Source organism: Trinickia violacea, from assembly GCF_005280735.1.
Taxonomy (GTDB): domain Bacteria; phylum Pseudomonadota; class Gammaproteobacteria; order Burkholderiales; family Burkholderiaceae; genus Trinickia_A; species Trinickia_A violacea.
This window is the reverse complement of the sequence record NZ_CP040078.1, coordinates 3423465-3436192: the sequence shown is the minus strand read 5'-3', so window position 1 is coordinate 3436192 and position 12728 is coordinate 3423465. Positions and strand designations below refer to the sequence as shown.

The following is a 12728-nucleotide window of genomic DNA, read 5'->3' as shown; positions in this document are numbered from 1 at the left end:
CACATCAGGCTTCTAGAGCCGTTACCTCCGGCTGGTACCTCCGCGCGCGCGGTGCTGCATCGTTGCGGCGCAGGGAGCGAGTCCCCGAAGCCCAAGCAGATTGCATGCCGTACTCGACGAAACCCGACGGCAGGCGTTGCGCCGATCCTCATCGTCGGGCGACGGGATCGGGCGCGTTGGCGTCGTCATGCATCGATCGAATCGATCGAAACGATCGATTGCGCCTGACTTGGCGCGGCGGATTTCGGTATCTCAGAGAAGTGTATGCGCGTGATGCGGGAAAGGTGAGGAGAGGATTGCACTCCGTTACGCCAGGGATTTGATCGGATGATTGCGCGGCCCGCGAATCGATGGCATGGGTCTGTAAAAGTGACATCCGGCGGCACCGCTTTTTTACATGGCGGGCGGCGACAGGCGGATAAAAAAGGTGACCCCATTTATTTTCGCCACGGCTGCCTCGTTTTCCTTGTGTGGCCGGTGCGAGACGGCGACCCGCGCGACGCATCGACGCAAATTGGCAACAACGAATATTGGATTGTTGCGACGCAGCAGCCCTATCTCTATAATTAGGGTTATCACCTAGGACAAAACCCTAATCGCCATGAAAGCCCTGACCTCCTTCGTCGTGGAATCCTCGCTCTCCAAAGCCCTGGCCGAATTTGCCGCTGCGCTCCGTCGCGAAGCGCGCCGTGCGCTGACGCTGCATCTGGAAACGTGCGCCATCGTGGCCGAGGCGCATGAGCGCCGCGTGCGCGTCGAGTCGCGCCGCCAGTGGTGATGCTCGAGCGGACGGACGAGCCATGCCTTATCGTTTTCGAGTTTTCGAGCGGATCGCGTTCACGCTGGTCGTGATGTTCGCGCTCGGCTGCACCTTGCTGATCGCGTACGAAGACCACCCTGACGCGTTCCAAAACGGCCTGCAGTACGGCAAGGACGCACTGCGCTGGACCGGCGAGTACACGATGGCCTGTGCGTCACCGGAAACCGACGATTGCATGCGCCTCGCGGCCCGGTAATACCCAGCGCGGCCACGTCGAAATAGAACGACAAGATCGATGAAGCCGGCGCTGTGACGGCCGAGCGGGAAAAAACCGCGAAGGTCAAGAATTGTGAAATGACCCCATCACCGCTATAGTTTCAGCCAGCGAAACGGCGGCCGATGTGGGGCCGTTGCTACCGCCAGAGTGCACAAGACCGCCATACGGCGGCGACAAGACCAACTCGGGGGCGGACAGCCGGACCAGGCCGGCTGAATCACACCAGACATCATCTGGAGCCCACATGACAGATCCCCAAGCGGACGACGCGCCAGAGACGGCGTCATCCGCGGTCTCTCGCAGGCAGTTCGTGCTCGGAACATGCGCGTCGGCGGTTGCGCTCGCCTTCGGCGCGGCGGCAAGCATCGGGTTGCCGTTCGGCGTTTCGCCCGCGTTTGCGTACACGCCGCCCGCGGGCGGCGGCCTCGACGCCTTCCTCGCGCTCTCGCAGCAACTGACCGGCCGCACGAGCTTCGATTCGATTCTCGGCAAGCGCGTCTACGACGCGCTCTCGAAAGCCGACAGCCAATTCACGCAGAACGTCGCCGCCCTCAACACGTGGCTGCAAGGGCACGCCTCGGTGCCCAGCGATACCGTCACGCAGGCGCTCGCGGTCGACCAGCCGAATCTCGCGAAGACGGTCGGCCAGGTCATGCGCGCGTGGTATCTGGGCCTCGTCGGCGACATGCCGAAGGTGCAGGTCGTCGCCTACGAGCGGGCGCTGATGTTCGATCCGGTCAAGGACGTGCTGACGATCCCCTCGTACTGCAGAGACGTGCCGTTCTATTGGGCGCAGAAACCGTCGATCGGGTGAAAGCTAACATGGCAGTCAACAATTCAGCCGATGTCGTCGTAGTCGGCTCGGGCGTCGCAGGCAGTTTGATCGCGCATCAGCTCGCACTCGCGGGCGCGTCGGTGATCCTGCTCGAAGCGGGGCCGCGCATCCCGCGCTGGCAGATCGTCGAAAATTTCCGCAACTCGCCCGCCAAGGCCGATTTCGCGACGCCGTATCCTTCGGCGCCTTACGCACCGCATCCCGAGTACTCGCCGCCGAACGGCTATCTGATTCAGAAGGGCGTGTATCCGTACAACTCGCAGTACATCCGGCTCGTCGGCGGCACGACGTGGCATTGGGCGGCGGCGACTTGGCGTCTGCTGCCGTCGGATTTCAAGCTGAAGACGATGTACGGCGTCGGCCGCGACTGGCCCTATCCGTACGAGACGCTGGAGCCCTGGTACTACGCGGCTGAAGTGCAGTTGGGCGTTTCCGGTCCCGATGCGTCGATCGACTTGGGTTCGCCGCGCAGCAAGCCATACCCGATGAAAGCGCTGCCGCTGTCGTACATGGATCAGCGCTTCTCCGATGTCCTCAACGCGCAGAATTTCAAGGTCGTGCCCGAGCCGGTCGCGCGCAACAGCCGTCCCTACGACGCTCGCCCGACCTGCTGCGGCAACAACAATTGCATGCCAATCTGCCCGATCGCGGCGATGTACAACGGCGCGATTCACGCCGAGAAGGCCGAGCAGGCCGGCGCCAAGCTGATTGCGCAGGCGGTGGTCTACCGCGTCGAGGCCGACGACAAGGGGCTCATCACCGCGGTCCACTACAAGGACCCCAGCGGCGCGACGACACGCATCACAGGCAAGCTCTTCGTGCTGGCCGCGAACGGCATCGAAACCCCCAAGCTGATGCTGATGTCGACCACTGACACATTCCCGCACGGCATCGGCAACAGCTCCGATCAAGTGGGCCGCAATCTGATGGACCATCCCGGCACCGGTGTGAGCTTTCTGGCGAACGAGGCGCTGTGGCCGGGGCGCGGGCCGATGGAGATGACATCGATCGTGAGCTTCCGCGACGGCGCGTTCCGCTCCGATTACGCGGCGAAGAAGCTGCATCTGTCGAACGGCGTACCGACGATGGCGATCACCGCCGCGCTGCTGCAACAGGGCCTGACGGGCGCCGAACTGGACCGTCAGATCCGCGACCGCGCCGCGCGCCTGCTCACGATCAACAGCTTCCACGAGCACCTGCCGGAGCCCGGGAACCGCATCGTGCCGTCGGCCGATCACAAAGACGCGCTCGGCATTCCGCAACCCGAGATCTACTACTCGATCAACGACTACGTGACGAAGAGCGCGGCGAACACGCACGAGCTCTACGCGCAGATCGCGGCGCTGTTCGGCGGCACCGAGGTCGCGTTCGACGATACCTTCGCGCCGAACAATCACATCATGGGCACGACGATCATGGGCAACGACGCGGGCGATTCGGTCGTCGACGCCGATTGCCGCACGCACGATCATCAGAACCTCTTTATCGCGAGCAGCGGCGTGATGCCGTCCGCTGCGTCCGTCAACTGCACGCTGACGATTGCGGCGCTGTCGCTGAAGCTCGCCGACAAGCTCAAGCGCGAACTGTGAGACTTGACGGAGACACTCGATGACGAACCCCAGGTCTCGCGGCAAGCCCGCTGACCCTCGCCGCTGGCCCAAGCGCATGGGCGGCCTCGCCGCGGCGTTTTCGCTGTTTGCGCTGTATCTCGCGTGGCACGCGTCGGCCGAGCCGGACCCGTCGCCGGCCGACGAATCGCCGATCGCGCTCGCGGCCGCCGAGGGCCCCGCGAGCGGCTCGCCGGCATCGGGCACCGAGGCCGCGTTGCCAAGCGACGCGGCGGGCGCGAGCCTCGTGAAGCGCGGCGAATATCTCGCGCGCGCGGGCGATTGCATTGCCTGCCACACCGCGGACAAGGCGCGCCCGTTCGCGGGCGGCGTGCCGATCTCGACGCCGTTCGGCACGATCTACACGCCGAACATCACGCCGGACCCCAATACCGGCATCGGCCGCTGGACCGACGCCGACTTCGTGCGCGCGATGCACGAAGGCATCGGCAAGAGCGGGGAGCGTTTGTATCCGGCGTTTCCGTACCCCGAATACACGCGCGTAACCGAGCGCGACGTGCTCGCGATCCGCGCCTATCTGAAGACGGTCGAACCGATTCACTACGCGCCGCCGCGCAACGCGCTCTCGTTCCCGTTCAATCTGCGCTGGCTGATGGTCGTCTGGAACCTCTTCAACTTCGACGAAGGCCGCTTCGTGCCCGACCCGAAGCAAAGCCCGGAGTGGAATCGCGGCGCGTATCTGGTCGAAGGTCTCGCGCATTGCGAGGAATGCCACACGCCGCGCAATTTCATGCAAGGGCTGAAATCGACCGACCGCTTCTCGGGCGCGACGGTATCGGGTTGGCACGCGTTCAACATCACGCCCGACAAGACGAGCGGCATCGGCGCATGGGGGGGCGCGGACCTCGCAAGCTATCTGTCGACGGGCGTCGCGCCGGGCCGCGCGAACGCGGCAGGGCCGATGGCGCAGGTCGTCGAGGACAGCACGCAGTACCTCACGGACGAAGACCTGCGCTCGATCGGCACCTACCTGCGTTCGTTGCCGCCGGTCGCGGGCGGCGAGACGCGTGCCCGCGACCAATGGGGCGCGCCCGCTCACGACGATGTGACGACCCTGCGCGGCACGAAGATCGCGGGCGTCAACGGCGCACAGCTGTTCATCGCGAACTGCGCGACGTGTCACAACTGGAGCGGGCAGGGTGTCGGCGCGAGCGCGCCGGGGGCGTATCCGTCGCTGATCCATAACAGCGTCGCGGGCGCAGCCGATGCGAGCAATCTCGCGATGGTGATCCTGCACGGTGTCGAGCGGACGACGAAGGATGCCGACGTGCTGATGCCGGAGTTCGCATCGCAACTCTCCGACGCTCAGGTGGCCGCTATCTCGAACTACGTGACCAGGCAGTTCGGCAACCCGGGCTCGACGATCACCGTCGATCAAGTCGCGAAGCTGCGCGCACAGCAACAGTGACGGCTCGGGCGAGCATGCCGCAACGCGGTCCCGCGCAATCTGCGGGGCCGCGTCGCGCCGCACGATTAAGGTTTTCTTAAGGCACACGTGTTGCGCAGAGCCTACATGGCCTGCGCAAAAATCGTGAATCAAGCGACAAACCGCTTTCCGCCACCGCTTAAACGTTTCCAGATGTTTCGAACGCTCGGCGCGCCGCAGACGTGTCACGCGGCCCGCACTATGATGCGCTTATGGATACCGAACTCTTCCCTGTCGTTTGCCGCCACGCGTCCAATAGCAACGGACGCGATTTCGTGGTGGGCGACCTGCATGGCTGCGTCGATGCGCTGCGCTATTTGCTGCGGGAAATCGCGTTCGACCCCACACGCGATCGTCTGTTTTCGGTCGGCGATCTGATCGATCGCGGCAGCCAGTCGGAGGATGCGCTCGCCCTGCTCGACAAGCCCTGGTTCTACGCGGTGCTCGGCAATCACGAGGAAGCGCTGTGCGCGGTTGTCGAAGGCACGATGCGGCGCAACTGGTGGTACGGGATCGGCGGCGCGTGGGCCGACGCGTTGAGCGAGGAGCAGTTGATCCTGTATGCCAAGCGTCTGAGGGAGTTGCCGCTCGTGCGCGTGGTAGGGGCGGGCGCGGCGCGCTTCAATATTCTGCATGCCGAATTTTTCGGCAGCGATGCGGAGCTCGATTCCGCCGATTTCACCGACCACGTGCGACAGCAAATGCTGTGGGGCCGCGAGCTGGCGCTCGGCAATAGCGACCCAGGCCGGCAGGCCGGGCTCTCGATTACCTACTGCGGACACACGCCGATGCGCGACATGGGGCGTATCGGCTCGCAAGTGTTCGTCGATACCGGCGCCTTTGCGCTGACGGGCAAGCTGACGATCACCGAGGCGTTGACGCCGCGCGTGTGGTCGGTGTCGGTCGATACCGCGCAGGCCGAAGGCGCAGCGCAGATCGCGTTGCCTTGATCACCCCACCTGGCTCAATTCGAACACGCTGTCGATCGCGCTGCCGTTCCAGTTGTATTCCAGATACGCCGCGTGATGGCAATCGCGCAGGATCGTCGTCTTGAATGCCGCGAGACATTCGCCGCCCTCGGCATCGCGCACGGACGGATACGCAATCCCTTCCGCACCCGCCGCCCGCGCCGCGCGCCCGAGCGCTTGGCCAGCCGTGTAGTCGGTCGGCGACAGCACGGACGGAAATCCGCCCCCAGGGTCGAGCGCCGCGTTGCCGCGCAAATCGACGGCATCGCCTTGCGCGATCACCGTATAGAGCCGCATCTGCTGCCGCATCGGCGCCTCGTGGGTCGCGGCAAGAAAGTTGCCGGTGTGAAAGCGTGTTTCGGCGATCGCCGTGCGGCGTTCGCGCGCGCAATAGAACACGCCGTACGAGCCGTCCGAAAAGCGGCTGCCGAGCGGATTCAGGTGCGTGAAGGCAGCCATGATCGGCCCGTAGCCCGGCCCGAAGCGGCGTTCTTCGAGCGGCACGAGGTCGAGCTCGCCGACTTCGGTGCGCAGGCGGTCGTTGGTCATCGCTTCGAGCGCGTAGAGCGCGTCGAAATCTTCGGGCGACGCGACGCGATCGAACAGGTTCACAGCCGGAAAGCGCGTAGGGATCACGCGATACGCGGGCGACCAGTCGAGCGGCGTGATCGTCAACGAGTTGGGCAACGCGCGCCAGCGGTCCTGCCAGTTCGTGTCCGTCACGCCCAGCCGCCCCGCATCGCATCGAGATACTGGCGCACCGCGACGAGATCGCTGATGTTGCCGGCGAGCATGCGGTCGAGCGCGCGCTTGCCGCCGAAGGGCGGCGCGCTGTTCGGACGCTTGATCCAGCCATCGGCCGCCGACGGTTGCGGCAGCAGGATCTGCAGTGCCTTGTAAATGCCGAGCAAAAGCGACAGCCGCTCGAGCGTATCGCGGCCAAGGCGGGCGGTTTGCGGCGCGGACTTCCACTTGAAGAACGTCGAGCGGCCCGGCGAGCCGAGCAGGACGATTTGATCCTCGACCGACAAATCCCAATCGCGGGCGATGTTGAAGAATGCGCGCAGGCCGGCCGCGGACATCTCGGCGAGCGACGCCGCGGAGCGCGGCGACGGGGCTCGCGCGGACGGCGACAGGTGGGCGGCGGAAGACATAGTGTAATCTCTAAATAAACTATGCGTGAATATTAGTCCATTTTTGGATTTTAGCAAGGCCGGATGGATGCGACGCGGCGACGCGCGTTGCGTCATGGGATGTGGCGTCCTACGATGCGCCGATCCCCGGCCGCATGATTCGAACGAGATGAACCCAACGGAGACCAGTATGAACGGCTACCCGATCGACGGACGCTGCACCTGCGGCGCGATTCGCTACCGGCTTTTGAGCGCCCCGCTGTTCGTCCACTGTTGCCATTGCCGCTGGTGCCAGCGCGAAACGGGCGCATCGTTTGCGCTGAACGCGATGATCGAAGCGGAGCGCGTCGAGCTGCTGGCGGGCGAGCCGGAGATCGTCGTGACGCCGTCCAACAGTGGGAAAGGGCAGAAGATCGCGCGCTGTCCAACGTGCCGTATCGCGGTCTGGAGCCACTACGCAGGCGGCGGCGATGCGGTGCGCTTTATCCGCGTCGGCACGCTGGAAAATCCGGATCGCCTGCCGCCCGATATCCATATCTTTACCGCATCGAAGCAGCCGTGGGTGGTGTTGCCGGAGGACACGCCTGCGGTCGAGGCGTATTACGACGCCAAACAGTACTGGCCCGAGGAGAGTCTCGAAAGACGGCGGGTGCTGCGCGCCCGACTGGGGAAGTAGGGCGATTCATGCGGCGCACGGTCACGCGCGCCGGCGTGCGAGTGAACCCGTTCGCAAACCACCGCTCGACAAATGCCGGCGACGCCACCAGCCGATAGCGCATCGCGCCGAGCCGTTCGGCGAAGCAGCCGCGTAACGGCCGCGGCTCCGTCGTGATGCAGCCGATCGCGAGACCCGTCGCGAGCAGCGCGTGCGTGTGGTCCTGATCGTCGACGGTGAGATCGAGCAGCACGTTCTCCTTGAGCAGCACTTCGGACAGCGCGGGGAAGAACCACGTCGACAGCGTATCGGCGTTGACCGCGGCGACGACGTGCAAGAGCGCGTCGTTGGCGCCGGCGACGTCGCTCGCGAAGTCGCTTTCGAGCAACGCCGCGCGGCGCAGGTACTGCAAGAGACGCTGCCCCATCGGCGTGGCGCGGCACGGACGGGTGCGGACGATCAGCGGATTGCCAAGCCGCGTTTCAAGCGCGCGCACGCGCTGCGAGACCGCCGAGGGCGTCACGTTCAGACGGATCGCGGCTTGCTCGAAGCTGCCGGTTTCGATGACCGCGCGCACGGCGGCCGTTTGCCGGGGATCGATTTCCATTTGGCTAGCCCTGTTTCAGCGCGTTGATCAGCACTCTCAGTGTTTCGATGCCGCGCGGCTCGCGCACCCGTGAATACATCACGACGTGCGAATCGGGCAACACCGGCAGCCCTAGCCGGCTGCCGACATCGACGAGCCCGCGCGGCGCCACGCGCTTGGCGAGCGCCGACACGGCAAGTCCGGCCGCGACTGCGGCCCCCGCCGCCGCCACGCCTCCGCCGACGAACACTTCGTTCCACGCGATGCCCTCGCGTTCGAGCGCGCGCAGCGCCACGGCTCTGACTTTGCAAGGCTCGGTCTGCACCGCGAGCGGCAGTGGTTCGCCGGCTCGCGGCTCCCAGCCGGGCGCGGCGAGCCAGGAAATCGGCTCGGTGAAGAGCCATTGCCCGCCGTCGCGCGGACGTTCCTCGTCGGGCTCGAAGCGCACGATGATCGCGTCGAGCTGCCGCGCGTCGAACTGATCGAGCAAGACGGACGACGTGCCCAGATGCATTTCGATCACCAGCCCGGGATCGTGCCGGTGCAGCGTGGCGAGCAACGCCGGCAGCTCGGGGCCCGCGACATGCTCGCTCAATCCGAGCGTCAGTCGCCGCGATTCGATGGCGAGCGACCCGAGCGCGCGCTCGTGCGCGCTCAGCAAATCGCGCGCGGCGTCGAGAAACGCGCTGCCTTCCGCCGACAGGCGCACCGAGCGCGGCGTGCGCTCCAGCAACGGCTTGCCGAGATGCGCCTCCAACCGCTTCAGCTTCAGACTGACGGCCGACTGGGTCGTATCGAGCGAATCGGCGGCGCGCGTGAAGCTGCGCAAATCCGCGACCAGCACGAACGCGCGAACCGCGTCGAGATCGAGCACTTTCATTTCTGATTGAAATGGATGAAATCAGCATTGATATCTGTTAATTATGTCAGAGCTGCCGTAACCTGCAAGCACCCCATCACGAACAGGAGAGTCACATGCCGTTCACTCGCATTGCAGTCCGCCCGGGCAAGTCCGCCGAGTACAAGAAGGCGCTGATCAACGGTATTCAGCGTGCGCTGATCGAAACCTTCAACGTGCCCGAAGACGATTACTTCATGGTCATCAACGAATACGACGCCGACAACTTCGTGTTCAACCGGAGCTACCTGAACATCGCGCGCAGCGACGATCTCGTGATCATCCAAATCGCGGCGAATGCCACGAGAGGCGTGACGGAGAAGAAGAAACTCTATGCGGCGATCGCCGCTAATCTGGCGGAAAGCCCCGGTGTACGGGGCGAGGATGTATTTGTGAACATCGTCGAAGTGGCTAGGGAAAACTGGTCTTTTGGCCTGGGAGTTGCCCAGTACGCTTGACGACTTCGGGTTCGTGTCGGCAATGGCGGAGAGATCCGCGCCGGACACGAACACCGGGACGCCTGACCTCCACGCGGGTCAGGCCCGGCGCGATATGCACCCCCGTCATACCGCGCCGAACAGCAGCAGCACGATCACGAGCACCACGACGATCCCAACGATGCCGGAAGGGTAGTAGCCCCACGTGCGGCTATGCGGCCAGGTCGGGAACGCGCCGATGAGCATCAGGATCAATAGAATCAGCAAGAGGGTTCCGATGGTCATTTGAGCTCTCCTTGTTGTCACTTTTCCATCTCATTCGTCGCAAGCGATGTGCCTCCGGGCTTGTTTGGCATGGCGCGCCGTGTAACATGACGAAACGCTGTCGGCCCTTTTTTTGAGCTTTGGTATCGATGGACGCGGGCGGCATCGACTCGAACTGCTCGGGGGAGCGCACATGTCTCGTGTCGTCGAAATGTCGCTGGATGCGCCCGCGCTGGTCGCGCGCGAGTGGATGCAGCAGACCGTCGAGGAACCGGCTGCAAGGAAAACCGCCTCTGCGCGGGCGAAGCGACATGCGAGCGTAGGCGGGGTCGGCGAAGCGATGGCCGAAGCGCTGAATCATGTCGCCGAGTTTTCTCCGCAGTTATCGCCGGTTTCCGCCCGCACGCCGCTGACGATCTATCCGCTGGCGCTGAGCCGCAAGCTGGCCGAGGCCGGATGGCGCGCTTTGGTGGAGGCGTCGGCCGAGGGGCGGCGGCTCGTTGTCTCGCGCCGCGATTTCCATTCACCGGCCGTGACGGTTCGCGAGGTCGTCTACGACGCGCGGCTCGAATCCGGCGTCCCGCTCGCAGAACAGGTGAGCGGCTTGCCGTCCGAACTGCGGCAGGCGCTGGACGCGGCCGGCGCGCTGGCGTCGCTGGATTCGGTGCTTCAATTGCAGCGCACGGTATGGCGCTGGACTCCGCAAGACGGCCGTCCCGTTGACGTCGTCATGAATGACGCATTGGATGTGCCCCCGAACGCGATGCCGCAAGCGCAGCCGCGCTTTTGCGAATTGCTGGTGTCGACGCAATGCGACGCTGGCGAAGCGGATACCCCATCCGAAGGCTCCGATGGCGAGCAGCCAGCCCCCGAAAGCGAACAGCCGGACCCGAAAGGCGAACAGCCCGATCTCAAAGACGAACACCCGGACTCGCTGACGCGCGCGATCCGCACGCTTTACGCGGCGGCGCAGGCGCTCGTCGCCGGGCTGCCCGTTTTCCCGGTCCTGCACGGCTTCCTCGAACGCCCGCCGCACGATCCAGCCGATGAAGAGCCGGCGCGCGCGATACCGGTCGATCTCATCGACATTCAAACGCCGCATGCCGCGCTGATCGCCATCGGAGCCAACATTGCGCAGCAATGGTTCGGCAATGAACGCGGCGTGCGCGAAACCGCGACCATCGAGTTCGTGCATCAGATGCGTATCGCGCAGCGGCGTCTGCGCACCGCGCTCAGGATCTTCTCAGGTTGGGCCGATGAGGACTGGACGACGCGCGTCGAGCCCGAGTTGCGCTGGCTCGGCGAGCGGCTCGGCGAAGCGCGCGATCTCGATGTGTTCACCGATTCGACGCTGCCCGCGCTGGCGGCCGCGGATGTCGACGCGTCCACGTGGTCCGCGGTGCTGGCCGAAGCCGATGCGCGACGGTTCGAAGCACGTGCGCGCCTGCAGGCGGCGATGCGATCGCGCCGGTATGCGCAACTGTCGCTGGCGTGGCTCGCATGGCTTGCCGAATTGCCCTTGCGCAGCGCACCGGAAGCGGCCGCCGATTTCACGTTGCGCGAGTTCGTGGGCAAGCGCGTGCGCAAGCATTACAAGCGGCTCACGGACACGTCCAAGCTCTCGGAACTCGACGCCGAAGCGCGCCATCGCCATCGTATCGAGGCGAAGCGTCTGCGCTACATGCTGGAGTTCTTCGAATCGATCGCATCGGGGCGCACGCGCCGCGACGTCGCGCGGACGTTGCAGCGGATTCAGAGCGTGCTCGGCGACGGCAACGACGCCGTGGTCGCGTTGGGCTTTCTCGAACAGCTCGACATCACGCCGTATCAGCAAGGCTTCGCGCGCGGCTGGAGCCAAGCCGTCAATCACTGCGCGGCGCAGGAGGGCGAGCGTTTGCTGCACGCGCTCGACGCGCCGCGCATCAAGCACGGCGCGTAGCGGCCGCGTCGATATAATTGATTGATCATTCGATCTTTTTAGACTCATGACCCGTCCCTCTGCCTCGTCATCGCCATCGTCCGGATCGAGCAGCGAAGCGCTCGAACTCGGCGGCTCCGTCTGGCTGCGCGCGGGTCACGAAACGCTCGGCGGGGCGGCGCGCATTGCGCTGCTCGAGGCGATCGGCGCAACCGGCTCGATCACCGGCGCCGCGAAAGCCGTCGAGATGAGCTACAAGGCCGCCTGGGACGCCATCGATACCATGAACAACCTCGCCGGCGAGCCGCTCGTCACGCGCGCGGCAGGCGGCAAGGGCGGTGGCGGCACTAAGCTGACGCCGCGCGCGATCCGGCTGATCGAGACGTTTCGCGCGGTCGAGCACGAACATCGCAAGTTCATTGAACGCGCCAGCGCGGCCATTGAAGGCTTCGCCGGCGACTGGGATCTGATTGGGAGAATCGGCATGAAAATGAGCGCGCGCAATCAACTGTCCGGCACGATCACGTCGATCAAGTACGGTGCCGTCAACGACGAAATCTCGCTCGGCTTGCCGGGCGGCCAGACCATCGTGGCGGTCGTCACGCACGAGAGCACCGAGTCGCTCGGGCTCGCCGAAGGCGGGGCGGCGTTTGCGTTGATCAAGGCGTCGTCGGTGCTGATCCTGGTCGACGACGCGGGCGGCGCGCCGATCAAGATCTCCGCACGCAATCAGCTGCGCGGCACCGTCTCGAAGGTCACCCGCGGGGCGGTCAATTCCGAGGTCTCGCTGGAGCTCGGCGGCGGCACCGTGGTGACCGCGATCATCACGAACGAAAGCGTCGACACGCTCGCGCTTGCCGCCGGCGGGGAGGCGGTGGCCGCGTTCAAGGCGTCCAGCGTGATTTTGGGCGTGAACGGCTAAATGAGCGGCTAAATGAGCGGC

The 12728-nt window shown here is 65.1% G+C and carries 15 protein-coding genes and 1 pseudogene; 11 read left to right on the top strand and 5 right to left on the bottom strand.

Translation table 11 applies throughout. The features are described 5' to 3' along the window. The first annotated feature begins 327 nt into the window (after positions 1–327). The 7 genes from FAZ95_RS37585 to FAZ95_RS37560 all read left to right on the top strand — a co-directional run bounded on the left by FAZ95_RS37585 (position 328) and on the right by FAZ95_RS37560 (position 5876). Positions 328–570 (top strand): hypothetical protein, encoded by a 243-nt coding sequence (locus FAZ95_RS37585; protein WP_137337349.1) that lies wholly within the window; start codon positions 328–330, stop codon positions 568–570. A 31-nt stretch (positions 571–601) separates the two neighbouring features. After that, a complete protein-coding gene (locus tag FAZ95_RS39690; protein ID WP_175425717.1) occupies positions 602–778 on the top strand; it encodes a hypothetical protein in 177 nt (58 codons plus the stop codon). 22 nt (positions 779–800) lie between these two features. Continuing rightward, the gene (locus FAZ95_RS37580; RefSeq protein ID WP_137337348.1) at positions 801–1016 is read left to right on the top strand and encodes a hypothetical protein; all 216 of its coding nucleotides are present in this window, start codon (positions 801–803) and stop codon (positions 1014–1016) included. 265 nt (positions 1017–1281) lie between these two features. Continuing rightward, positions 1282–1851 carry a sugar dehydrogenase complex small subunit gene (locus tag FAZ95_RS37575; RefSeq protein WP_137337347.1) on the top strand — a complete coding sequence of 190 codons (570 nt, stop codon included), beginning with the start codon at positions 1282–1284 and terminating at the stop codon, positions 1849–1851. 8 nt (positions 1852–1859) lie between these two features. Further along, positions 1860–3461, top strand: coding sequence for a GMC family oxidoreductase (locus FAZ95_RS37570; protein ID WP_137337346.1), 1602 nt, complete (start codon positions 1860–1862; stop codon positions 3459–3461). A 19-nt stretch (positions 3462–3480) separates the two neighbouring features. Next, positions 3481–4908, top strand: a complete 1428-nt coding sequence (locus FAZ95_RS37565) for a c-type cytochrome (protein WP_254700199.1) — start codon at positions 3481–3483, stop codon at positions 4906–4908. A 230-nt stretch (positions 4909–5138) separates the two neighbouring features. Continuing rightward, positions 5139–5876, top strand: a complete 738-nt coding sequence (locus tag FAZ95_RS37560) for a metallophosphoesterase (RefSeq protein WP_137337345.1) — start codon at positions 5139–5141, stop codon at positions 5874–5876. Here FAZ95_RS37560 and FAZ95_RS37555 read toward each other — a convergent pair whose 3' ends face one another. Continuing rightward, positions 5877–6617, bottom strand: a complete 741-nt coding sequence (locus tag FAZ95_RS37555; RefSeq protein WP_175425873.1) for an RES family NAD+ phosphorylase — start codon at positions 6615–6617, stop codon at positions 5877–5879. Next, complete coding sequence (locus tag FAZ95_RS37550) at positions 6614–7048, bottom strand: MbcA/ParS/Xre antitoxin family protein (protein WP_175425872.1); 435 nt, start codon at positions 7046–7048, stop codon at positions 6614–6616. The genes FAZ95_RS37555 and FAZ95_RS37550 overlap by 4 nt, the downstream gene beginning before the upstream one ends. Before the next feature lie 169 nt (positions 7049–7217). Here FAZ95_RS37550 and FAZ95_RS37545 point away from each other — a divergent pair, with 169 nt between their 5' ends. Next, a complete protein-coding gene (locus FAZ95_RS37545) occupies positions 7218–7703 on the top strand; it encodes a GFA family protein (protein WP_137337344.1) in 486 nt (161 codons plus the stop codon). Positions 7704–7749: 46 nt separating this feature from the next. On the opposite strand, the pseudogene FAZ95_RS37540 reads toward FAZ95_RS37545, so the two are convergent. Together FAZ95_RS37540 and FAZ95_RS37535 are read right to left on the bottom strand one after the other, a co-directional pair. Continuing rightward, a pseudogene (locus FAZ95_RS37540) lies at positions 7750–8289 on the bottom strand (ArgP/LysG family DNA-binding transcriptional regulator); the annotation flags it as partial. Between the two features lie 4 nt (positions 8290–8293). Then, positions 8294–9148: a LysR family transcriptional regulator gene (locus FAZ95_RS37535; RefSeq protein ID WP_137337343.1), complete on the bottom strand. Its 855-nt coding sequence runs from the start codon at positions 9146–9148 to the stop codon at positions 8294–8296. A 95-nt stretch (positions 9149–9243) separates the two neighbouring features. Between FAZ95_RS37535 and FAZ95_RS37530 the strand changes: the two genes are divergently transcribed. After that, entirely contained in the window at positions 9244–9624 is a 381-nt protein-coding gene (locus FAZ95_RS37530) for a tautomerase family protein (protein ID WP_137337342.1), read from the top strand. 105 nt (positions 9625–9729) lie between these two features. Here the strand turns inward: FAZ95_RS37530 and FAZ95_RS37525 are convergent, their stop codons facing one another. Continuing rightward, the gene (locus FAZ95_RS37525) at positions 9730–9888 is read right to left on the bottom strand and encodes a DUF3309 family protein (RefSeq protein ID WP_137337341.1); all 159 of its coding nucleotides are present in this window, start codon (positions 9886–9888) and stop codon (positions 9730–9732) included. A gap of 172 nt (positions 9889–10060) precedes the next feature. Between FAZ95_RS37525 and FAZ95_RS37520 the strand changes: the two genes are divergently transcribed. Both FAZ95_RS37520 and FAZ95_RS37515 read left to right on the top strand, forming a co-directional pair. After that, entirely contained in the window at positions 10061–11806 is a 1746-nt protein-coding gene (locus FAZ95_RS37520) for a CHAD domain-containing protein (protein ID WP_137337340.1), read from the top strand. A gap of 46 nt (positions 11807–11852) precedes the next feature. Beyond that, complete coding sequence (locus FAZ95_RS37515) at positions 11853–12707, top strand: TOBE domain-containing protein (RefSeq protein WP_137337339.1); 855 nt, start codon at positions 11853–11855, stop codon at positions 12705–12707. Positions 12708–12728 lie beyond the last annotated feature (21 nt).